This window comes from Emticicia fontis (assembly GCF_054779675.1).
In genome coordinates this window covers 154035-177306 of the sequence record NZ_BAAGXU010000017.1, presented here as the reverse complement: position 1 = coordinate 177306, position 23272 = coordinate 154035, and the positions used below count along the sequence as shown (strand labels likewise).

19 protein-coding genes and 13 tRNA genes are annotated in these 23272 nt (G+C 37.8%); 6 read left to right on the top strand and 26 right to left on the bottom strand.

Features of this window, described 5'->3' with window-relative positions:
- Positions 1 to 255: 255 nt before the first annotated feature.
- The 4 genes from ACYVFA_RS10420 to ACYVFA_RS10405 all read right to left on the bottom strand — a co-directional run bounded on the left by ACYVFA_RS10420 (position 256) and on the right by ACYVFA_RS10405 (position 2577).
- A tRNA-Arg gene (locus tag ACYVFA_RS10420) sits at positions 256 to 329 on the bottom strand.
- Positions 330 to 388: 59 nt separating this feature from the next.
- Positions 389 to 694 carry an NADH-quinone oxidoreductase subunit NuoK gene (gene nuoK / locus ACYVFA_RS10415; protein ID WP_460471751.1) on the bottom strand — a complete coding sequence of 102 codons (306 nt, stop codon included), beginning with the start codon at positions 692 to 694 and terminating at the stop codon, positions 389 to 391.
- A 156-nt stretch (positions 695 to 850) separates the two neighbouring features.
- A complete protein-coding gene (locus tag ACYVFA_RS10410) occupies positions 851 to 1408 on the bottom strand; it encodes an NADH-quinone oxidoreductase subunit J family protein (protein WP_460471750.1) in 558 nt (185 codons plus the stop codon).
- Positions 1408 to 2577, bottom strand: coding sequence for a 4Fe-4S dicluster domain-containing protein (locus ACYVFA_RS10405; protein ID WP_460471749.1), 1170 nt, complete (start codon positions 2575 to 2577; stop codon positions 1408 to 1410). Before ACYVFA_RS10405 ends, ACYVFA_RS10410 begins: the two co-directional genes overlap by 1 nt.
- A 260-nt stretch (positions 2578 to 2837) precedes the next feature.
- Between ACYVFA_RS10405 and ACYVFA_RS10400 the strand changes: the two genes are divergently transcribed.
- From ACYVFA_RS10400 to ACYVFA_RS10385, 4 genes are all read left to right on the top strand, one after another.
- Positions 2838 to 4472: an NAD(P)/FAD-dependent oxidoreductase gene (locus ACYVFA_RS10400; RefSeq protein ID WP_460471748.1), complete on the top strand. Its 1635-nt coding sequence runs from the start codon at positions 2838 to 2840 to the stop codon at positions 4470 to 4472.
- A gap of 59 nt (positions 4473 to 4531) precedes the next feature.
- On the top strand, positions 4532 to 5161 hold the full coding sequence (locus ACYVFA_RS10395) for an NUDIX hydrolase (RefSeq protein ID WP_460471747.1): 630 nt from the start codon (positions 4532 to 4534) through the stop codon (positions 5159 to 5161).
- A 171-nt stretch (positions 5162 to 5332) separates the two neighbouring features.
- Complete coding sequence (locus ACYVFA_RS10390) at positions 5333 to 5902, top strand: hypothetical protein (protein WP_460471746.1); 570 nt, start codon at positions 5333 to 5335, stop codon at positions 5900 to 5902.
- A 2-nt stretch (positions 5903 to 5904) separates the two neighbouring features.
- Positions 5905 to 6606, top strand: coding sequence for a hypothetical protein (locus tag ACYVFA_RS10385; RefSeq protein ID WP_460471745.1), 702 nt, complete (start codon positions 5905 to 5907; stop codon positions 6604 to 6606).
- A 14-nt stretch (positions 6607 to 6620) separates the two neighbouring features.
- Here the strand turns inward: ACYVFA_RS10385 and ACYVFA_RS10380 are convergent, their stop codons facing one another.
- The 22 genes from ACYVFA_RS10380 to ACYVFA_RS10275 all read right to left on the bottom strand — a co-directional run bounded on the left by ACYVFA_RS10380 (position 6621) and on the right by ACYVFA_RS10275 (position 20844).
- The gene (locus ACYVFA_RS10380; RefSeq protein ID WP_460471744.1) at positions 6621 to 8147 is read right to left on the bottom strand and encodes an RtcB family protein; all 1527 of its coding nucleotides are present in this window, start codon (positions 8145 to 8147) and stop codon (positions 6621 to 6623) included.
- A gap of 47 nt (positions 8148 to 8194) precedes the next feature.
- Positions 8195 to 9289 carry a slipin family protein gene (locus ACYVFA_RS10375; protein WP_460471743.1) on the bottom strand — a complete coding sequence of 365 codons (1095 nt, stop codon included), beginning with the start codon at positions 9287 to 9289 and terminating at the stop codon, positions 8195 to 8197.
- 472 nt (positions 9290 to 9761) lie between these two features.
- Positions 9762 to 9833, bottom strand: a tRNA-Asp gene (locus ACYVFA_RS10370).
- A gap of 370 nt (positions 9834 to 10203) precedes the next feature.
- The gene (locus tag ACYVFA_RS10365) at positions 10204 to 11724 is read right to left on the bottom strand and encodes a TROVE domain-containing protein (protein ID WP_460471742.1); all 1521 of its coding nucleotides are present in this window, start codon (positions 11722 to 11724) and stop codon (positions 10204 to 10206) included.
- Between the two features lie 74 nt (positions 11725 to 11798).
- Positions 11799 to 11870 (bottom strand) — tRNA-Met (locus tag ACYVFA_RS10360).
- Between the two features lie 71 nt (positions 11871 to 11941).
- Positions 11942 to 12014: transfer RNA gene (locus ACYVFA_RS10355), tRNA-Arg, on the bottom strand.
- A 20-nt stretch (positions 12015 to 12034) separates the two neighbouring features.
- Positions 12035 to 12106 (bottom strand) — tRNA-Ile (locus ACYVFA_RS10350).
- A 146-nt stretch (positions 12107 to 12252) separates the two neighbouring features.
- Positions 12253 to 12325, bottom strand: a tRNA-Lys gene (locus tag ACYVFA_RS10345).
- 118 nt (positions 12326 to 12443) lie between these two features.
- A tRNA-Asn gene (locus ACYVFA_RS10340) sits at positions 12444 to 12516 on the bottom strand.
- A 192-nt stretch (positions 12517 to 12708) separates the two neighbouring features.
- A tRNA-His gene (locus tag ACYVFA_RS10335) sits at positions 12709 to 12781 on the bottom strand.
- Between the two features lie 157 nt (positions 12782 to 12938).
- A complete protein-coding gene (locus ACYVFA_RS10330; RefSeq protein WP_460471741.1) occupies positions 12939 to 13253 on the bottom strand; it encodes a hypothetical protein in 315 nt (104 codons plus the stop codon).
- A gap of 704 nt (positions 13254 to 13957) precedes the next feature.
- Positions 13958 to 14476, bottom strand: a complete 519-nt coding sequence (locus ACYVFA_RS10325) for an endonuclease V (protein ID WP_460471740.1) — start codon at positions 14474 to 14476, stop codon at positions 13958 to 13960.
- Positions 14477 to 14522: 46 nt separating this feature from the next.
- Positions 14523 to 14593 (bottom strand) — tRNA-Arg (locus tag ACYVFA_RS10320).
- A 94-nt stretch (positions 14594 to 14687) separates the two neighbouring features.
- Positions 14688 to 15476, bottom strand: coding sequence for an ATP-grasp domain-containing protein (locus tag ACYVFA_RS10315; RefSeq protein WP_460471739.1), 789 nt, complete (start codon positions 15474 to 15476; stop codon positions 14688 to 14690).
- A 53-nt stretch (positions 15477 to 15529) separates the two neighbouring features.
- A tRNA-Phe gene (locus tag ACYVFA_RS10310) sits at positions 15530 to 15605 on the bottom strand.
- 212 nt (positions 15606 to 15817) lie between these two features.
- Positions 15818 to 15900: transfer RNA gene (locus ACYVFA_RS10305), tRNA-Tyr, on the bottom strand.
- 10 nt (positions 15901 to 15910) lie between these two features.
- Positions 15911 to 15984 (bottom strand) — tRNA-Leu (locus tag ACYVFA_RS10300).
- Positions 15985 to 16063: 79 nt separating this feature from the next.
- A tRNA-Ser gene (locus ACYVFA_RS10295) sits at positions 16064 to 16147 on the bottom strand.
- Between the two features lie 80 nt (positions 16148 to 16227).
- Positions 16228 to 16896 carry a hypothetical protein gene (locus ACYVFA_RS10290; RefSeq protein ID WP_460471738.1) on the bottom strand — a complete coding sequence of 223 codons (669 nt, stop codon included), beginning with the start codon at positions 16894 to 16896 and terminating at the stop codon, positions 16228 to 16230.
- A gap of 20 nt (positions 16897 to 16916) precedes the next feature.
- Entirely contained in the window at positions 16917 to 17942 is a 1026-nt protein-coding gene (locus ACYVFA_RS10285) for an RNA ligase (ATP) (RefSeq protein WP_460471737.1), read from the bottom strand.
- A gap of 25 nt (positions 17943 to 17967) precedes the next feature.
- Positions 17968 to 19260, bottom strand: coding sequence for a PcfJ domain-containing protein (locus ACYVFA_RS10280; RefSeq protein ID WP_460471736.1), 1293 nt, complete (start codon positions 19258 to 19260; stop codon positions 17968 to 17970).
- Between the two features lie 909 nt (positions 19261 to 20169).
- Positions 20170 to 20844 carry a ClpP family protease gene (locus ACYVFA_RS10275; RefSeq protein WP_181842393.1) on the bottom strand — a complete coding sequence of 225 codons (675 nt, stop codon included), beginning with the start codon at positions 20842 to 20844 and terminating at the stop codon, positions 20170 to 20172.
- A 325-nt stretch (positions 20845 to 21169) separates the two neighbouring features.
- Here ACYVFA_RS10275 and ACYVFA_RS10270 point away from each other — a divergent pair, with 325 nt between their 5' ends.
- Both ACYVFA_RS10270 and ACYVFA_RS10265 read left to right on the top strand, forming a co-directional pair.
- Positions 21170 to 21574 carry a helix-turn-helix domain-containing protein gene (locus ACYVFA_RS10270; protein WP_460471735.1) on the top strand — a complete coding sequence of 135 codons (405 nt, stop codon included), beginning with the start codon at positions 21170 to 21172 and terminating at the stop codon, positions 21572 to 21574.
- A 90-nt stretch (positions 21575 to 21664) separates the two neighbouring features.
- Positions 21665 to 23269, top strand: coding sequence for a sensor histidine kinase (locus ACYVFA_RS10265; protein ID WP_460471734.1), 1605 nt, complete (start codon positions 21665 to 21667; stop codon positions 23267 to 23269).
- Positions 23270 to 23272 lie beyond the last annotated feature (3 nt).

Sequence of the window (23272 nt, the reverse complement as noted above, 5' to 3'; positions counted from 1 at the left end):
TCTTCTTAAAATGCAAAGGTCAAGATTATTTTACTTCCCCACAACTTTTAGGGTTGATCCGTAACTCTCTTGCATCTGTCTCTTCTTAAAATGCAAAGGTCAAGATTATTTTACTTCCCCACAACTTTTAGGGTTGATCCATAAAATACAAGAAATGAAGGCAACTTGAGGGAGTAAAAATGCAAAAAGCCCTACTTGGAAGTAGGGCTTTTTAGGCTAAAATACAATTTTTTAAGATAAATTGTAGTCTCTGTGTGACCGCGAAGGGATTCAAACCCCTAACCTTCTCATCCGTAGTGAGACGCTCTATTCAGTTGAGCTACGCAGCCATATTCCCGATTTGGGACTGCAAAGGTAGCAAGTCTCTTTATATTTGTCAACTACTTTTTTACTTTTTTAATTCATTTGTTGCCTCAAGGTCAATATTCTTGAAATAATCATATATTTTCAAAATTATAGCCAATGCAATGGTTATTTCTGCAGCTGCTACTACCATCACAAATAAAGCAAACATCTGTCCTTGCAAACGATTTGGGTCATATTGGCTAAATGCAACCAGATTCAGGTTAACGGCATTAAGCATTAGTTCAATCCCCATTAATACCAGAATGGCATTTCGCTTGGTAACTGCTACCGCTAAACCAATCGAAAATAATAATGCCCCAATAATTAGATAATTTTGAATATATATCATTTTTGTATTTATTGAGTGGTTAATATCTTGAACTTTGATTGACCTGATTTTTGTGATTATATTGAATTAAAAACGAGGTTGTAAACTATTTATCCTGTTAAAACTTATCAGTAAAATCAGATTAATCAGCTAAATCATAGTTCAAGACATCATTCACTAAATCTTTTCTTTCTTCGCTATATATGCTGCGCCTATTAAAGCAGCTAGTAGCAATAAACCCATCAGTTCAAAGGCGAATACGTAATTGGTCATTAACTCTATCCCTATTTTCTGAACGGTTGTTCCTTGATGTAATTCTTTACTAACCAATTGGAAATTAGCAGTAAAAATCACCTTTAAAAAGCCCAGAAATAGCAATACTGCCACAATAGCCACCCAAAAACGATTATGATGGCTTACCAGAATTTTATTCAGTTGGCCAGCTTTCTGTTGTTCTTTTTTTTTATTGGTAAGCATGATTCCGAAAATCATCAGAATCAGAATACCGCCTACATAAATCATAATCTGGCTTACAGCCAGAAAATCTGCTCCGGCAAAAACATACAAACCTGCTATACCCAGAAGTGTAACTAATAAGCTGAATGCGGCATATAGTACATTTCTGGTAAATAATAGATAAAGCGCACCACCAATAGTAATGGCTGCAAACGTAAAAAATGAAATTTGCAGTACTAATTGTTGGTCGATATTTTTCAATAAATCTTCGATATGCACTATTCAGGTTTTTTAGGTTGAATTTTCATTGTTGGCTTAAAGACAGGTTTCGGCTTGGGTGCATCCTGTTCAGTCTTTTCTTCTTTTATTTCTTCCGGTGCTACATTTTCAATTGGTTTCGGAGCTTCTTCCTCAACTTTTTCTTCCGGTGCAGCATTCTCAACTGGTTTTGGCACTGATTTGAAAACTGGTTTAAAAGATGCTTTCGCTTTCGGGGCTTCTTCCTCAACCTTTTCTTCTTTTATCTCGTCTGGTGCAGCATTCTCAACTGGTTTTAGTGCGGCTTTAAAAACTGGTTTAAAAGATGTTTTCGGTTTCGGGGCTTCTTCCTCAACCTTTTCCTCTCTTATTTCTTCCGGTGCAGCATTCTCAACTGGTTTTGGAACTGTTTTCATGACAGGCTTAAAGACTGGTTTTGCCTTTGGAGCTGCTTCTGCTGCCTTTTCCTCTGCTTTAGGTGTCTCGTCTTCCTCTTTTCTAACCGTCTTCATTACTGGTCTGAAAACAGGCTTAGGCTTCGGAGTTTCTTCTACTACCTTATCTTCTTTTACTTCTTCCGGCTCAGTAACTGCTGGTTTTACTACTGGTTTAAAGTTGGGTTTGAATGCTGGTTTTGGTGCTTCAGTTTCTTTAACTGGAGCCGCAGGAGTTTTTGGAGTAGCTTTTGCTGCCTCTTTTTCTGCTACAAATTGTTCGTATAATTTCCGTTTTTCATCGGCCTGTTCCGGAGTCAGATTCGAAAATTCAAAATTCATTTGTGTAATATCTACCACGCTGAAATCATATTCATTCGTCATGGTAAGACATTCCGTCGGACAGACAGTTGTACATAGTCCGCAGAAACAACACTTCGCCATGTCTATATCAAACCTGGCAGCATATAAACGAATCGGAGAACCATCAGAAGCATAATTAATAATCTCAGATGATTTAATTGGCTCAATATCAATACAATCGACCGGACAAATCTTGGCACATTTATCACATACTATGCAATCATCTATCTCGCAATCCAGTTGATAACGTCCGTTATCAGGCACCAACATCGATTCATGTGGAAATTGCAATGTAACAATCCCTGTATCCTGCTGAAAATAATCAGGGTTCTGTATTGAAATGGGTTTTCTACTTTGGCGTGCATTCCAGAAATGTCGAAGCGTAAGGCTCATGCCTTTCACCGTTGTTTTTATCCCCAATCTTATATCTCTAAAATATCCCATTACAATATCCAGTCGTTAGCGCTTATTTCTATCAGCTCTATAGATTAATCCATTTGCAAATATAAACCCAAATTTGCCATTTCATCTTTAAAACCCTAATTTTGAGAAAAAGATTTGCCAACTGAAGGTTTGCGCTGGAAAAGACTCAGCTTGCTTAAGTATCTGCTTATCTTATTACTATATATATTAAAGGATAAACACCTTTCAAAATGAGACAATTATTCACGCTTACATTAGAGCCGGAAGTGGCTCTTGAAGATACAGCATTACGCCAATTTCTACTCAAACAAGCTTCATTGCCTGATACTACCGAAGAAGTTTTTATTCAGAAAATCCGCCAATCTATTGATGCCCGAAACAGACAGGTAAAAGTTAATCTGGAAGTTGAATTGTATGTAGGAGAAAAACCTGCTACAGTTATGGAGTTCCAGAAAGACTATCAGGATGTCAGTAAAAATAAACAAGCTATTGTGGTAGGTGCCGGCCCTGCCGGATTATTTGCAGCTTTACGTCTGATAGAATTAGGTATAAAGCCAATCGTATTAGAACGTGGCAAAGATGTGCAGGCACGTAGAAGAGATTTATCTGCCATTAACAAAGACCATATAGTTAATCCTGATTCTAATTATTGCTTTGGGGAAGGAGGTGCAGGTACTTATTCTGACGGAAAGCTATATACCCGTTCAAAAAAACGGGGAGATATCAGACGGATTTTAGAAATACTGGTCGCACATGGCGCTACTTCACAGATTTTAGTTGATGCCCATCCACATATTGGTACGAATAAACTACCCAATGTAGTGGCCGATTTAAGGGAGAGCATTTTAAAAGCAGGTGGAGAAATCCACTTTAATACCAAGGTTACTGATTTAACTATTACGAATAATCAGATTAAAGGCGTAACCGCTCATACTGGACAGCATTTCGAGGGAATAGCGGTTATACTGGCAACAGGACATTCGGCAAGAGATATTTTCGAACTTTTATTTAAGAAAAATATCCTAATCGAAGCAAAACCTTTTGCCATGGGTGTACGCATTGAACACCCACAATCTTTGATAGACCAACATCAATATCATCGCCCTGAAAGAGGCATATTGCCAGCGGCTGCTTATAGCCTGGTAGCACAAACCAACTATAAAAATGTGCAGCGTGGCGTATTCAGTTTTTGTATGTGTCCGGGTGGATTCATTGTTCCGGCGGCGACCGATGAGGGTGAACTGGTAGTGAACGGAATGTCACCTAACCGTAGGGATTCTAAATATGCCAACTCTGGTATCGTAGTAGCTATCAATGAAACAGATTGGCAGAAGAATAAAAAGCTAGGTGCACTGGCAGGTTTGGAACTTCAAAAGGAAGTAGAGCAAAAAGCTTTCAGATATGCAGCAAAGAGTAAGCAATTTACTCAGATCAATCAGGAGAAAAAGCTTATAGAAGATAACTCAATCACTCATTGTCAATTAGCTCCTGCGCAAAGATTAGTTGATTTTTTGAATGGAAAAATCTCCTCTTCTCTGAATGACACTTCGTATCAACCGGGGCTTGCATCTCTGGATATGGCCGAGGTTTTACCGGATATTATTGCTCGCCCGCTACAAGAAGGATTTAAGCAATTTGGTAAAATGATAAAAGGATATGTAACTAACGAGGCACAATTGATTGGTATTGAAAGCCGGACTTCTTCGCCAGTCAGGATACCGAGAGACAAGGAAACCCTTGAACATTTGCAGATCAAAGGGCTTTTTCCGTGTGGAGAAGGCGCAGGATTTGCAGGTGGAATTGTATCAGCAGCAATGGATGGTGAAAGATGTGCAGAGCAATTAGCTAAATTTTACGGTGCTTAGATAAAGTTTTTTTCTTAAATTGCAAAAACTATATATTAACCTAACGTTATTATTACACCGTGAATTTCGCTGGCTTTATCAGTAAACTTTCCTATCAATTGGCCAATTACCCTTTACCAGGTCATGACGAAATCGTAAAAAAGATGTCGCCTAACCGTATGCGGTTAAAAGGCGAGCCTAATGAAAGTACTCGTAGAAGTGGTGTATTGCTTTTGTTTTATCCGAAAGGTGAAGATATTTACTTGCCACTCATTCTTCGGCCACAATATGATGGCGTGCATGGTGGACAAATGGCTTTCCCGGGTGGTAGGGCTGAGTTAAAGGATAAAGGAATTCAGGACACCGCACTTAGAGAAGCACAGGAAGAAATAGGAATCAAAGCATCTGACGTAAAAATTATAGGAAATCTTACCGAATTATATATTAATCCTTCGAATCTGCTTTGCCAGCCTGTATTAGGTTATATCAATTATCGCCCCGATTTCTATCCTGATGAGCGTGAGGTGGCGGCTATTTTAGAAGTTCCTCTTTCTGATTTTTTAAATCCTGATACCGTGCAAACAAGACTTGTAGAAGCTCGAGGTTATAAATTTGAAACGCCAGGCTTTATCATTCAGGAACAAATGGTTTGGGGAGCTACTGCCATGATGATTGCCGAATTGTTGGATATAATAAAAGGAATAGAATAAAAAACGAGAAGAAATTAATCTTCCCGTCTTTCTCTGCGATTGGCATCGGCAATATTTGCTATTCTTATTCTCACGGCAAACTACATTATTCGATATTTTAATTAATTTTTTCAATAATTCTTTTGATTTGCAATTCGCGATTTGCAAATTGCAAATTATCAATAGAGATTTATGAAAAAACATAATGGCATGCGACCACAAGATATAGCAATCTTGATGGCTATTGTTGCAGATACAGCAATTATTACGATTAAGCCCAAAAAAACAGATGATTCAAATACTAAATTTTCTATCCCATTAGCTAATAATAAAAAAATAGCTCAGATGCTTAATATTAGTGAGTCTGAAGTTTCAGAGTCACTACATAGATCAAGCTTTTCTGGTTTAATTGATAGTCCCAAAAGGAAAAAAATTAACAAAAAAGCGCTAATGGATTTCCTACTATATGGTATAAAGTACGTTTTTCCAACTCGTCCGGGCTCAATTGTTAGAGGAATTGCTACTGCCCATTCAGCAGAGCCTTTAAAGAGTATAATTGTTTCTGAAGAGTACTATGTCTGGGAACATCCTGAAGGTAATATAAGAGGGCAAATAATTGAACCTTTATATCCAACTATACCTTCAATTGTTTCGCAAAATAACAAACTTTATGAGCTTCTTTCTTTAATTGATGCTATTAGAACTGGCACAGCAAGAGTATTTAAAATAGCTTCTGAAGAAATGGATAAACGTTTTGTATAAATATGAGAAACAAATATAAAAATATAGACAGATTAAAAACTATAGCAAATGCATTATTGCCAGTAAAAAACAAAATTGTTTTTATAGGTGGCGCTGTTGTAGATTTATATACTGACGACCCAGCGCGAGAAGAAGTAAGAATAACGGATGATATTGATATAGTCGTTGAAGTAATTAATAGAGGAGACTATAGTGAATTAGAAGAGCAAGTAAGAATTCTTGGTTTTAGAAACGATACATCCTCTGGTGTAATTTGCAGGTATAAATTCAACGAAATCATTGTAGACATCATGCCAAATGATGCAAGTGTTTTAGGGTTTTCTAACAAGTGGTATAAGGATGGAGTGGAAAATAGTATCAACTTTAATATAGATACCAAAACATCAATTTATTTATTTCCTATCTCCTATTTTATTGCATCAAAGTTAGAAGCGCTTAAATCAAGAGGGAATAGTTCAGATTATAGGGGAGATAGTGATTTTGAAGACATTATATATATCTTTAACAATCGTTCTACTATTGAAAATGACATTCTTCTAGCTGATGAATCTGTAAAAATTTACATAAAATTTGAATTAGAAATGCTATTAAAAAGACATTCTATTGAAGAAGAAATTACATCGAATTTGGAATATTCAAACAATCAGTTTCGTAAGGATAGAATTATTTCAATTTGGAAAAATATTATAAATAAACTTTCATAAAAAACGAGAAGAAATTAATCCTCTCGTCTTTCTCTGCGATTGGCATCGGCCATTCTTACAATTTTTGGAGTAAACTTAGCTAATACATCTACCAGATTGGTTTGTGAAGCAATAACGGTTTCGATATTTTTATAAACCATAGGTGCTTCATCCAAATCTCCACCTATTAATTGTACTCCTTTATCCTCTAATACTTTCTTCATGGCGTTATGGGTAATAGAACTCAATGCTTTGGTTCTTGACATTAAGCGTCCGGCACCATGAGATGCTGAATTTAATGCCTCAATTACGCCTTTACCTCGAACGATAAATCCTGGGTCAGTCATTGAGCCTGGAATAATTCCTAAGTCGTTACGACTTGCCGGAGTGGCTCCTTTTCTATGTACTATTACCTCTGTACCATCAGCCAATGCCTCTTTCCAGGCAAAATTGTGGTGGTTTTCAACTATTTTCATTGGTTGTTCACCCAACATTTTGGCTATTTTCTTATGAATTTCGTGGTGATTGGCTGACGCATAATCTCCTGCCAGATTCATGGCAATCCAGTATTCTTGTCCTTCCTGGGTATTCATATCTAACCAAGCCAGGTGGGCTGCATCTTTGGGAAGTTTAGTTTTCTTCATAGCTACCTTAGAGTAATAATTAGCGATAGCTCCACCAAAACCTCTTGAACCTGAATGTGATAAAAGTGCCAGATATTCTCCTTTAGGCACAGCCAATAAGTCATCATCTTCAAATACTTCTACAATCCCCCACTCTACAAAATGGTTGCCGGTACCTGATGTACCTAACTGACGGTAAGCCTTATCCTTCAAATCACGGATGATTTTTGTGGCTGTCCATTCTGTCTTATCCATTACGGTTTCATCAAACTTGTGAGCCGTTTCACCACCTACACCAAACTTGGTATTGTCTACCAGCGCACGTTTCAGTAAATGAGGCTGGCGTTTGAAAAAATCGCTTGGAATATCAAAAACTGACAAACACATTCGGCAGGCAATGTCTACCCCTACGGCATACGGAATAACCGTATTATTTGTAGTAGCCAATACACCACCAATAGGCAATCCATAACCCTGGTGGGCATCAGGCATTAAAGATCCTGCTACAGCAACCGGTAAACTTAGAGCAGTTTCCATCTGTTTCAGGGCACCTTCTTCAATATGTTCAGCACCATAAATCTGATATGGCAATGGTGAAGTTCTTAAATCAAAAGCAATGGTTTTTTGCTTTTCTTTTTCCTCCATTTCAAATACAGGAGATTCAGCAGGCAGATAGCTTCTCCCCTCTTCTGAAAGTTCTACTTTTGTACCCTTCTTTTCAAGGTCAAAAATCTCTTTTGCCAGATTGGTTACCTTATTCTTTGAATAGGCAAATTTCTTGGGACTAGCCAACATTTCTGCAAAGAGCCTCAATACTTTCTCTTTTGGATATTCGGCCTTTTGATGCAACCCGTTAGCGATTCTCAGAAAACTGTTTTGCAGGTTTTCTGGTATATTCCCTAATGCCAGTATTTCTTCTAATAAAATCGTTGTTTCCATTTAATAATTTTGAAAAATGGGTAAAAAATTTTTTGCCCCTACAATTTTTAATTTTTCACAAAAATCTGCTTCAACTGGTCGAGAATCTGACCATTGCCTGAAACTGAAATATTGTTGATTTTATCTGCGATTTTCTCTACATATTCCATCTCTTTCAGTTTCCACAAGGTTTCGTTTTCTTCCATCAATTTGGCAGTATTTAACAAGCTACGCATTGAAGCTGTTTCTTCTCTACGCATAATGATATTGGCTTGCGCCTTTTTCTCAGCCATCAATACCTGATTCATGATATCTTTCATGTCTCCCGGCAAGATAATATCACGGATACCACAGCCTTTGATTTCGATACCTAAACCTACCAGCTTCTCAGCAGTATTTTTCAATACGAAATCAACAATGCTATCTTTTTTATCCAGTAATTCATCTAAAGTTAATCCACCGATATATTCTCGTAAAGCTAATTGCAATAAAACATAGACTTGCTTTTCGTAATCTTTGTTTTCATACATCGCTTTTACAATATCAGTGATGCGATATTGAACAAAGGCATTCAGACGCAAATTCGCTTTGTCTTTAGTCAGAATCTCTTGTCCTGAAATTTCCAGTTGTAATTGACGCATATCCGCTTTCGCTACCTGAATATTGATAGTATTTTTCCACCAGTAGTAAGTACCTCCATCTAAAACGCGCATAAATTTACCGTCAACAATCAAGACTCCTTTCTCAAAAGCCTCAACGGTATAGCTTCTTACATAAGGCAATAATTTAGTACTGATTAATTGAGCGCTGAAATCTTCAGTAATCTCAATTTTGTTTAAATCAATAGCTGTATAAGTATAGTTTTTAATACCACGCCAAAAAGCATATTTACCCGGACCAAAAACAGTTCTGAAACGATTGTCTTCAAACTGAACTGTAAGTTTGTTATCATTTACTTCTAATATCTCCAAAGCCTCAACTACTTCCGCGTGTTGCAAAAGGGCATTCAGTTCGACAGGAGCAGCAAAGGCACTTCCTTTATCATATATATAAATTTCTTCATTGCTCCAGAACCAATAAGTGCCTTCACCAAGCAATTGCTTGAATGCCTTATTTTTCAGAATTAATGCTACCTGGTTAGTGTTTACTTGTATCTTTTTCATGATTTTAATAATTACATTTTTAAAAATCAGTCTTACATTACCCGATTCGTTGAAACGGAAATCAGATTAAGATAAACTTCAATAATTGGTTTAATAAATCTTTACTATTCTATCGTTCTAAAATATCTGCCTCTCGTAACCATGAGACAGCTACCTTATAGTATATATAGCAGTTTAGAATTAAAGCAATCATCTCTATGTATCGGTATCCTCTTTTTTGCAAGTCTTTACTGAACTGTGTTTTCGCGAAGGAGAAAACACCCGAATAGTTTCAGACTGATTTACTTGTTTTCTAAAAATGGACTGGAACTCCATCGCGTTTACCATTTCGCCACAAGCCCTCACGAGCTCGGCAGGATTCGAACCTGCATAAACTTAACAGAAATTACCTTGACAGCATATTGGCAGCTATTGCTCCAATACTATGGGGCTATACCGAAGCCCTCATCAGGTTCAAGATTCATTTCTATCGCGGAACATACGGGAATCGAACCCGTGGCTCTACCGTGACAGGGTAGCATGATAGCCATTTTACCAATGTTCCTTTAAAATTCTATCTCGAAACATAAGGGAGTGGGACGCCACCCCGGTCGAACCCGTGGCTCTACCGTGACAGGATAGCATGATAGCCATTTCACCAATGTTCCTTTAAAATTCTACCTCGAAACACACGAGAGCGTACGCCGCCCGGTGGGACGCCACCCCGGTCGAACCCGTGGCTCTACCGTGACAGGGTAGCATGATAGCCATTTCACCAATGTTCCTTTAAAATTCTACCTCGAAACATAAGGGAGTGGGACGCCACCCCGGTCGAACCCGTGGCCCTACTGTGACAGGGTAGCATGATAGCCATTTCACTAATGTTCCTTTAAAAATTCCGGGTCCGGAAACCAGGCCCGGAAAATGATATAACCCTAAATCTCAATTTTATTAATCTCAGCAATAGCGTTGCTTCCTTCTTCGATAGCCGCCAGAATGTCGAAGATTTTATCTGACCAACCGGCAATCAGGAATACTGAATCCTCATTAACTGTGTTAACAGGAGTATTTCCGTGTCCAGCCAGATCAAACAGATACAAACGAGCATTCGGAGCTATTCTTTGGTATTCAGCCCAAGCCTGAGCAATCGGGCTTCCGCCATTACTATTCCATAGTTGACAGTCAGTAAAAATCATAATTTTATCGACTACTTTTCTACGATTAATTAAATCCTGAATTACGAGATGTCCGTTGGTTGAGTAACCTACCTCACCCTCACGACGACGGAATTCCATTACATTTGCCAGAATATTATTCTTAGGCATATTGATGATTTTCCAGGTATTTCCAAACATACCACTTACTACATCCTGACAACGGTTTTGTAGCAACATGGCCAACATCAAACCAATATCGTAATTCTGAACCGTGCTTTTCGGAGAAATATTCGTCTGCATTGAACCAGATACATCAGCGGCAATTACCACTCTTGTTTGAGCATCAAAACCACGAATATTATTTGCCGAATGTTGAACGGCGGTTTCCAACGCGCTTAGAATATTGCTTAATCGTCCACTATGCAATTGCATTATCTCACGGTAAGCTGACAGGAAACGGAAAGGAAACTGTTTCGCATTGGCTACTGCACGAGCATTACTCAAAGTAGCACATACTTTTTCAATAGATGCCTGGCTTACGTTTGCTTCAATAATGTTGCGTAGGTTACGCATCATCCCCATATACCCTAGTTTTCCATCCAAAATCAATTGTTCCCAAGCCTGTGATTTTGCCTCCATTTTATCTGCCTGTGAGTCAAAATCATTCTGACCAACGGCTGACAACGTAGTTTCCCAGGTTTGAGCAATAGCTAGTTCATCTTTAGCAATTTTATTAAAGATGACTTGCTGCGCTTCATTTTTTGCTTTTGGGTGAACCAGAAACAGGGCATCACGCAGCTTCACATCTGTACCTGTACGGTTGTATTTGCTGAACTGGTATTCGTCAAATTTATTAAAAGCCACAGCCAGACCTTTCTGAATCTGTTTTGACAAACGGTTCAGTTTTTTGGTTTCTTTACGCTGGTTAGCCATCTGGTAACAAGCCAGCAATTCGGTAATTTCATCAGCACGCTGAATCACACGGCCAACCGTGCGGCTTACCAGATTGTCTCCTTTATGTGTTTGTGCCAACTCTGTCAATAATACCAAAGGCGTTGAACGCAAGTACATTTTCTCACGGGCATATACTGCCAGTTTTGCCACAAATTGCGCATCATTTTTACGGATAAGTGCCTGAATACGAGCCAAGCGCGCATCTGTTTTTTCGTAAAAAGTATCTGACAGAATACTGGTTACTACACTGGTATATAGTTCCATAGCGGGAGTAAGCGTATAAGCTTTGGCTCCTTCATAATTGGTAACTGTATTTTTTTCACGATTCAAAATATTGAATTTCATGATTTTAAAAGTTTTGTTTGAATAACGCCATCTCAGAACCGTTCTGAGAGGAAGTAAGTGATGCATCAAACTCGTAGTCTGAGATGGAGTCGAACCACCGACCTGTTCCTTATGAGAGAACCGCTCTGCCATTGAGCTATCAAACCAATTCAGGGCAAAAAACGAAAAGAGTACAGAGTTTAAAAGACGAAGTAACTCTTCTCCACGGCACCTGATGTTACCCCAGTTAGATTCGAACTAACAACCCTCATCTTAGAAGGATGACGCTCTTCCGGTTGAGCTATGGAGTAATAAAAACAAATAATCACTGTAGTCTGAGATGGGATTGAACCATCGACCTGTTCCTTATCAGAGAACAACTCTACCACTGAGCTATCAGACTAATTCAGGGCTATAAACCGAAAAGAGACATTTATTTGCTCTACCGACTGAGCTACTGCCCGAATTACTAAAAATCAGTCGGGCAGACTGGATTCGAACCAATGACCCAATAATTAACGAAGTAACTCTTCTCTACGGCACCTGATGTTACTCTGGTCGGCCTCGAACCGACGACACCCAGCTTAAAAGGCTGGTACTCTACCAACTGAGTTACAAAGTAATAATATAAACTATTCAGCAACCAGATAAGGACTTGAACCTCAATCTTCGGGGCCAAATCCCGATGTCTTAACCAATTAGACGATCCGATTATACAATCACAGCATTGACGAAAAATGCTACCTCAGTAGGGATCGAACCTACTACCATCACCTTAACAGGGTGCTGCTCTACCGACTGAGCTATGAGGTAATTTTAAAAATGAGGGCAAAAAGCAAAAAGTGTGTTTAAGGATTCGAACCTTTCAGAATTTCTTCTGTTCAGCCAAGCGAAGTAACACTTTTCTACGGCACCTCATTGCACCTGATTTAGGCGTTAGTCACAAATAGTCACAGCATTTTTGCCTAATCAAGTATTAATCAAAACCATTTTATGGTATTTGACTGGTTGCGATATGAGATTCGAACTCATCTTAACGGTTCCACAAACCGTCGTGTAAACCACTACACTAATCGCAACATTTTAAAAATAAGCAAGGTAAACAGCGACAAGAGAATATTTAGTGCTCTAACCACCTGAGCTAATAGACCTAGGTCTATGTCGGACTCGAACCGACGACCTCTGCATTAAGAGTGCGAAGTAACTCTCATCTACGACACTTGCTTATTTTTAATTTATATACTCGGATATTTGGCATCCATTTCATTAATGATTGAATATGGGCTTCCGCTTTCAACCAAATGAATATTCACGAATCCGTTTTCTGGTTTAATAATAGAATTGTCTTCAGTAACAGAACCAGTATGTTTGCCTGCACCTTTCTTATTTTCTATATTACCAGTAGTTGGATTATAGCTTCCCCAATCTGCCATTCTTCCATTGCCAATAGGCTCTATATAATATTTTCTACCCGTTCGGAACGAAGTGACAATATGTCTTCCGGTCTCTTCAGAGTTTACCAGGAAATATCTGATGATGTCATTTTTCATTGTATTAACTATTAAAATCATAAAATATAAGTACTCGGTACGGGAGTGGTCCGCCACCGCGGTCGAACCCGTAATTTCTACAGTGAAAGTGTAGTGGCTTAACCAATTTGCCCAACCGAGCGAAATAATCAAGGCAAAGAATGAGAAATCTAAACTGTTATAGGCCCATCTTCCTTGAGCTTGGTTACGCTTTTATTAAGCTACTGCAAGGTTTTGCAGATAGGATTTTAGCCATGCATGACTTGACTACTACCTATATATTAACCCCTGGATACGAAGTACGACTTCTCCACGGCACCTGATTGTCTGGGTAGTTGGATTCGAACCAACGAACCGGTGTCTCCAAAACACCGTTGTATAACCATCTGCATAACACCCAGATTTTAAAGAAGGCAAAGAGCGAAAAGAGACTATTACGTTGCTCTACCGGACTGAGCTACTGCCTGAATGAAATTTTAGTCAGGCAGATTGGATTCGAACCAATGACACACGGCGTGGAAGGCGAAGTAACTCTTTCTACGGGGACGCCTAGTCGGCACTTCTTTTTGTTTTTATCTTTATCAAAGAACTTAATTATCAATTTGATGCTACAAAGTTTCACACCTTCTACGCAGTCTTTTTGCGCAGTAAAAAATATTTTCTTTACATTATTACAAATACTTGATAGTCAAACATTTGCAATCAAAAATATTCTCAAAAAACTTTTATTCATTTACTACCGTATCACTTTTTGTGAAGTCGTCCAGCGCTTTTAGCATAGTCGGGAAGCGATAATCACCAGACATGCTGCGTACCATAGCGGCAGCTTTTGTTAAATCTTCTCCCATGGCTGTAATAAATAATGGTTTCTGGCTTATACCTCTGAATACCTCGGCCACATACTTTTTATTATTCGCAAAAGAAGTCTTGGCAACACCTATTACCGGAACCTTTATTGGTAATGCTTCGTATAAATATGCCCCTAAACCGGGTTTGCCCTCATCGTCCAGAAACACGTATCCGTCTACTATAATATAATCTAGCTGTGTCAGATCCAGATCTGCCAGAATATCCATAATGCATGGCAATTCTCTTTTATAAAATGCCCCAGGCTCATAGTTGGCTATATCGTTTCTGAACTTTTCAATTTTCTGCGCATATCTGGCATTAGTCCACTCATTAAAAATCAATCCTACTATTTTGGCGCTACTCTGTTTATAAAAAACATCTACTGCAAGTATCATTTGGTATTTATTTAAAACCCCAATATAATAGCTTTTTACTTATTTGTCGCCGGACAAGGAGTCGAACCTTGGTCTTAACGTTCGTATCGTCATGTCCTTCCGCTGAACGATCCGGCATTTTTTAGTCAGCAAAACCATTTTTAAATCATGCCCTAGGTATATATTGCGTTTCAAGTCAGAGCATTTTTATTGTAAAGGCTTTTTCAAATAATTATTTATTTATCCAATTCACAGCATATTTCAAAAACGAGTCACTGATAAAAGGGAAAACAGTAATATTTGGAATATGATTTACCTCCAGTAAATACTTATTTTTATCTGAAGCAATCATATAATCAATGCCCACAATTTCTAAATCAAAATATCTGGCAATGTTCCTTGAATCATCTAATAATTCTTCATCTATTGGCATTTGTTCTGATTGCTCATGATGAAGCGATTTTTTCCAATCATCACCCTCCAGCTTAATTTGCCAGGCTTCTTCGCCAATTAACATAATTCTTACCGCTTCACCCTCAATAAATGGCTCGAATAAAGTTGGTTCTGATGTTGAGAAATTTGATTCGAATAACTCTTTATTTTCACCACAATGCCAGTTTCCCCACTTAGCTACAGTTGTTTTTTGTACCTGCCAGCTTTCAGCTTTGATAGACATCCCTCGTTTCAAATTCTTAAATATGGTAGCTATTAAAGACCTTACCAGACCTGAATGTCTGAGTCGTAAATCCATCATTGCCATAGGATTCGGTAAACACTTACCATCCCACAAGGCCAAAAGCGTAATAAAATCATAGTCATTTTCAAAGATTCCGTGATAAATTACTCGATCTACTTTTAGATATTTATCAGGATTAAAAGAACTTTCAACGTATAAATCGCCTTCTATCAATTTTATATTTGGCAGAAAATCGTATGAAACAAGTAAGCAATTAGTATAATTACGAATGTGTTTTACTTCGTTTTCTTCCAAACCAATCATTAATAAACGTTCTTTTTCCACTGCTTTTACTTATTTAAGTACTTACTAAAACTGAATAATTAATTTTTATTTTCTGGTGGAAAAAATAGGATTCGAACCTATATCTTTAGTTTTTCAGACTAACGCCTTGACCAACTCGGCTATTTTTCCATATTTCAATCATCACCTGGCAGAGAGCAGAAGAATCGAACTTCATTCATTGATGAACCAATTGTTTAGCAAACAATGTCCTACCCAGTAGGAATTACTCTCTATTATTTTTTACAGAAAATGTATGAATCGAAATGTACAATCTGTCACAGCCAGGGTAATTGCGGCAATATTACAATTACCCTAATTCATCTATTTCATCCCTTTCATCGTGGGAAAAGTGCGAATCGAACACACAAGGCACAATGCAACGGTTTTACAGACCGCCCCGCTTCCACTTACGGACTATTTTCCCTTATTACATGTAAGCATGATGGGATTCGAACCCATACTGAACTGTTTCTGAGACAGACCCCTCTGCCGATTGGGGTACATGCTTATTTAATGTTGCGGAGGCAGTAGGAATCGAATCGCGCGGCGACCGCCCAAATCCCTCTCGGTATTACTTATAAATTTTGCGGAGGCAATAGGAATCGAACCCATAATACTTTCCAGTATTACTTGCTTTCAAGGCAAGCTCCTCGTCCATTCGGGCTACCTCCGTTTTGTTGTTTGCATGAAGCAGGAGCATTAAGCAACTCCTGCCAGTCTCCATGCGTATTGTGTTGATTTAATAGAATTATTACATAAAATGTGGTGTAAAATCACCTTGTGTACAGCCCGGCACGGGTATCAGATTATCTCCTTTCACATCACAACCTTCTATTCTGGCTAGTGATTGATGCCACGTTTTGGTATATTGTTTATCGACTTTGGCTAATTCTACCAATAAATGAAAGCCACCTCGTGTTCTTAATACTGTCAGACAATCTTCATTGATGTATTTTTTAATCTCTGCTAAAGTTTCTTCAATTTCCACTTTATCAAAATCCAGATCAAAATATACCTTCCGGCTACACGACTTTTGTATCTCTGATAATACCTCCTGATGGGGGTTATACCCGTTATATTCTTTAGTAATCAGTTCGGCAAATCTTATCAAAGCACTCTTAGCGGCCTTCTCCATATCACGTGGATTCAGGCTGATATATAGGGCTAAAGCCTCTTGTGGAACACCTACACCCTTATATTTATACGTACCCAATTCACATTCCAGTTGTTTCACCTTATCAAAGAGGAAATCTTTGGTAGCTGTGAATCGCTTTACCTGTGCTTTATCGCTTCCCACTGCCGGATGATACTTGCTACGAGCCAATAATGATACATAATAGGTTTCATTTCTTTTAAGCTCCGGCAACCAGTCAATAAAGTCGCGAAAAAGCGTTTCGTCTCTGATAATCTGATAGTTCATAAGGGTATAATTAAAGATTGTTATTCGTTAAATTTCAACAAAAACTCCGGATTAATTACCTTAAATGAAATCCGTCCGTGTCCACCAATATCTCTCAAAAGATACTTATCCAACTTCTCATCCAACAGCCTGATTACAATACCTTCAGCCCACATAGCCGGTTGAATGCTTGACTTAATCTTTGACATCTCTACCAAATCGGCGATACTATCAGGCAAAATAAAGTTATCGTTCAATACAGGTACAGTTGGCAATTCGAGTTCATTCATCAGCTTCATAAAATCGGCATAAGAAACGTACTCGAAAGTATCAATCTTAAAAAGGTTGAAAAAGAATACAGTATTACCCTTCATTCTCATCTTATTGTATTGAACTCCCTCTCCTACCAATTCGCCTTGTAAAGCAAAATTACCATTCAAAGACCTGAGTTTTTCTTCAATATTCAACTCTTTTGCTACTTTCCAGAAGGTATTTTCGTTATCTTCTTCAATTTCAAGATTTCTTGAACATACCCCAAATTCACCATTTCTGATATAATAAGTGGCTGAGCTACCATCTAGTTTTTCGGCAACATAGCAGGTTTCACCTTTATATTTTGCCAATACATTTTGCAAAATCTGTACCCTGGTTTCATCAGTTTTCGGAATAAATGACGGGAATCTTCCCTTTACATTACCGCCCAGATGTGCTGAGCCCGGGTCAAATGGTGGTTCGTATTTGGTAATACCGAGTGCGTCTGTACAGTCTGCTCCTTCTTCAATTTCAAAATCTTCCGGCAAGAAACTCAAAGGAAAACAAATGCCTTGTGAGATTTGCCCACGAAGTCTGATAGTCTTGATACGAAAACTCTTTGACTTCAAAAACTCAAATTCCGGTTTATCCGGGAGCAAACTGTCGACTTCACAATAGATACACAAATCGCCTACGGCAAATTCACCTTTTTTAGTCACAAGCTCCCAACCCAGAACTTTAGCTTTCAAGATATTATCGGCACCCTCAATTGGTTCTAATGCGATAATTCTTTGAATAGTCGCTAATTTTCTCATTGTTGTGTTTTATTTTACTTAGATATTATAAATATTCATCTACTTTAAATCCATGTTTTTCAGCCCATTCACTTAATAGAGTCGTCGCCTTAGGACTTATAGGTCTGTTAAAACGAGCTTTAGCCTGTACAATTCGTTTATTCCTTACCTCGACATCTACCGTTGCCAAGCGTTCTACTTCAAATCCGCATTGATATTTTCGTAAAGAAACAATGCTAGACTCTCCGTTAACACAATAGCGGGTATACGAAGCCACGCAATTTCTCATTTTCATCCCTTCAGCTACTAATTCCTCATCTGATGATAATTCAACCATTTTGTATTGAATTTCATTGACTCCTTTTCCTTCAATAATTTCAAAAGGTTGGAAAAAAGCTGGTTTCCATTGCGATTGTGCTTTTACAGCTTGCGATTTCTTTAGGCCCTCATGCCATCTATCAGTCTGACGAATCAATGAACTTAAAGTTCTACCTTTCAGCGAATAAGCCTGATTCTGGTTGAGTTCAAAACGAACATAGTCTATTAGGTCTCCAATTTTTTTATGACTGAAATCACCCCCTGCAATCAGAATTCTAATAAACGTTTCCCACAAAGGTTCGTCACGGATTTCGTTTCGACCTAACCAGGAGTAGGCTAAATGATAAGCCAGCATTTCATCTCCTCCCAAACCTAGGACTTGTGCGTATCTGAAAGCTTCGAAGACTCTGAATCCTTCCAGACTTCTGGTAAACTCAACTTTCATTTTCTGGTTGAGTGGTATAGCCGAACTAATGGCTTTGATACTGCCCCCTTGTGCTAAGAAGATGAAGTCTCTGATAAAGAAATAATCTTCCGGGTTGAAAAAAATATAATTCAAAAAGGTTGGAAAACGGTATTCTGCAAATAAATAGGCAATCAATTCTTTAAACCGCTGATGCTCGCTTTTCATTTTGGGTTTCCATTTTTCCAACGGACGAATCCATAGACTACGATGCCTGGCAACTACCGTTAACGCTTCTATGAAATACATATCCTTAAACCACTTCGGACATTTTCTTTCTAATTGCTTTGTCATGAAAACCAGATTGTCAATCCAGGGTTCCATCACTATTTTTTTGTTTACGGCTTCATGCTGTGACAGAAAGTTTGCAAAAAACTGAAATCTATCATTGTTTTGGTTTTCATTTCTCAGATTTCTATTAAGCGCCTGATCGATAACCACTAAGAAACTCTTGTTTAGTTTATCTGCCTGAGAAAACTTCTGTTTCAAAAGCTCTTCTCTATCCTGCTTTTGTTGTAAAATTCTTTGACGTTCAAGTTTTGATATATGCTTGCCCATAATCGTTTCATTTGAATTTTTGAAATCAACCGGGCTAAAACAAAAAGCCCGACCTCGTTTGTGGCTGAGGTCGGGCTTTATGCGGCGTTCTGAACAGAACAATCTATGTGCATAAATATACGTACCTCAGCCGTTTCCCCATTCTTGGTTCCGCTGTCCAATCGACAAATGACGCTCCGCCTAAATTTTCAATCCGGTATAGGAAGGTCACCTTAAATCGTTTCGGACTTAGGGAAATGCTTTGATGTTGATATGTATTTCTGATAAACATTGAAAATATTATATCTTTAAAATTTTGGTTCTACAATTGATTAAACTAGTGGCTTTTGCATTAAAAAAGCCCGACTTTCTTTGAAGGCCGGGCTTTGTATATTTTGGTGTAAAACTTCTACCTCAATTTACTTAAAGCCCAACAATTCCCTCTCACAAACGATAGCATATCTGTGCTACTAATCGGCGCTATGTGTTTTTCTGATTGGTACATTGTTTTCTTGTTTTTGATGCTGCAAAGATAGCGCATTTTATTTTCTACTTTCCAAATTTTTTTTTAACTTTTTTTGAAAAAATTTTTAAATCACTGACTATCAACAATTTAAAAATAAAAATTTCTTAAAATAATCTTAAAACCATTTATATCCCTATTACTAAACAATTTTAAAACTCGAAAAGGCTTAACAATTTGCTTACACTAAGTTCTCGGATTTCAGCTGATCCTCTGAAATATTTTATTCAAAAAATACTTACTAGATTTAATAATAAGAAAGTCAAAAATAAAAACACAAAATTGCACTTTTCTAATATTAAGAATTTCAAAAAACATAAGTACCAGCCACAAAAAAAGGGATTCCCTATGCTTTTTACTGCATAGAAAAATCCCATTTTCATGATGCTTTATTACTGTTTTAACGCTTATTTATCGCGTACTAAAACTTCATCAATCAAGCCATATTCTTTGGCTTCATCAGCTTTCATCCAGTAGTCACGGTCTGAATCTGCTTCAACTTGTTCAACAGTTTTTCCGGTATGACTTGCCAGGATTTCATACAACTCTTTACGAAGTTTGATGATTTCTTTTACAGTAATCTCCATGTCACGCGATTGTCCTTGCGCGCCACCACTTGGTTGGTGAATCATCACACGTGCATGAGGTAAAGCCGAACGTTTACCTGCTGCACCACCTGCCAACAATACAGCTCCCATAGAGGCAGCCAAAGAAGTACAGATAGTAGCAACATCCGGGCGCACATACTGCATAGTGTCATACATACCTAAACCGGCATATACCGAGCCACCAGGGCTATTAATATACATTAACACGTCTTTTTTCGCATCAACTGACTCAAGGAACAACAACTGTGCTACTACCACATTGGCTACATAATCATCTACAGCTGTACCCAGGAAAATAATTCTGTCCATAATCAGACGTGAGAATACATCAATCGCAGCAAAACGCATCGGGCGTTCTTCAATGATGTTAGGCGTCATGTTAGTGACATTGTGTTTCATGTAATCATCAAGTGCCAAACCACTCATACCGAGATGATTTACAGCATACTTACGGAATTCTTCTCCAAAATGCATTTTCAATCTTCTATTTAATATGTGTTTATTTATTATTCAACACGAAAAATCTGTGTGAAGTTCTACAGTAGAACTTTCTATATTTCCGTTTTGTTCGATACAAAGATGTCATTTCTTTCAGTAAATTGTAGTCAGAATTTCAGATATTTTATCGGATAAACTGATTTTACAATCTGAGCAGTTAAATAAGACCTTTCTATATTATATATTTATGACCACATAAATACTTATCATTGAACAGATTATAAGCTAAAAAGCGTTAGTATTCTATAAATGGCTTTTTATACTATTTCAAGAAACACCTATTAATTTTTGACGATTGCTTATGGAAACGAAAGCGATAATTATTGGAGAAAAAATTCGTCAGGCGCGCCTGCAAAAAGGCTTTTCGCAGGAAAATATGGCCGATATGCTAGGGGTTTCTACCACTGCTTATGGCGATATTGAACGCAATAAAACCGAATTGACTATTGCCAGAGCCACAGAAATAGCCAATTTATTAAAGGCAAATCTATTAGAATGGTTGGGTGTAGATTTACAGCCCGTAGATTTTGCTTTAGAAAAACTGCAATTAGAAAACGAAAAACTGAAAGCAGATGTAGAAAAATGGCAATTAGCCGCTCACTACTGGCGTGAAAAATTTGAACAACAACGCTTATTGGGCGATTTACTACGTCTGGGCACGCAACAAACAGAGCCACAGGAAGAACGAAAAAAGATTGGCTTCTAAAAATTCATCACATTTTTTAGGGTTTTCATAACATTATCTACTCGCACAGTTGATTGAGCCATAGCTTTGTTGAAAAATTACGAAAAAGCTATGCAATCATTTAAACAATTCAGGCGCTACGAGTTTTGGTTTATCCTTCTGGCATTTACCATATACATCACTCGACGTTTGTTTCAAATGGCCGCCCAGTTCGACAGAGATGTCGAGCTGGCGGAAAGAACTACTCATAACGCCTCTGCCGATTTATATCCAAGGACAATCCATAGTATCTGGGAAAGTCTGGCTTCTTATAATCACATACTCAACACTATTTTTCCAACCATTGCTGCTGGTGTCTTTTTCTTTTTAGCCTGGGCAACCTTTCATTATCTGGCTTTCCCACGTTGGAAATCGAAAGGGCAAGAGCAAAGCTTGTTTTTTACCTATTTGTTTCTGACGGCTGTTTTAAGTCTGGCAAGTGTCTTTTTTTATGATTTCTTCAAACTTTACTGGCGTTTCAGGTTAGATAATTCGGGGCAGATTATTGATTTTAAGGTTTATTCCCTGTTTCGCAAAGCCCATTTGCTAAGTAATACGATTGCTTTACTAACCATTATAGGTCTTTATGAACTGGTTATGCAGTTTTATTATTTTATCAAAACCAAACTGCATGAAGAACCTGAGAAGAATTACCAATATCTCGACTACATGCTGGTAACTTTTGTTGCTTTATCTCTTTTGCTGTTCGCGTTAGTTGGCCAGTTACCTGTCAATTACTGGAATGGAGACCTTCGGGATATTGTATTCGTGGCTATTGTTTTAGGCACTACCTATCTGGCTCAGGAAGTTTTTACTAACAGAGTAATGCCTTTTATAGCCAATCTGCGTTCAAAAGAATTTTCGATAGGCATTACCATGTTTCTGGCTGTTTGTGGAGTGGGTAGTCTTGTTTTTTATTCCATTCAATTAGTTTACTGGACTTCTAATGGCTTTTTTCGATTCGGGTTTCATTTAGAAGCCCTATTCATTGTATTCTTTATTATTGTTTTTTCTTCGGCCATTATCGCTTTTTTGAAAAATGTGTTCTTTAAAGAAAAACTTCAATTACGTACACTCTTTACTCAAAAAACAGCCGAGCTTTCTTCGCTTCGGTCACAGATAAATCCACACTTTTTATTTAATGCCTTAAATACACTTTATTCGGTTTCATTGAAAGAAAATGCAGATAAAACGGCTGATGGTATACAAAAGTTAGGCGATATGATGCGCTTTATGTTGAATGAGAATAATCAGGATCGAATTCCGCTCAATAAGGAAATTGAATACCTGCAAAACTACATTGAGATACAACGGATGCGTATTGCTGAATCTGACAATATAGAAATCAAAGTCAATATTCAGCCATCCGACAGAGATATTTTTATTGCTCCCATGCTCCTGAATCCATTCATTGAAAATGCTTTTAAACATGGTATTAGTTTCCGTAATCCTTCGTGGATATTTATTACGCTTACCTTTGATGATACAAAGCTTTATTTCAAAGTCCACAATTCACTGCACGCCAAATCTGAATTAGACCCTGAAAAAGACAATAATGGCATCGGGCTGGAAAACGTAAAAAAACGCTTAGAATTGATTTACAAAAATCGCTATGCCCTGGATATTCAGAAAAGCGAACAGGATTTCTTTGTTTCTCTTACAATTACTTATTGGTGATAC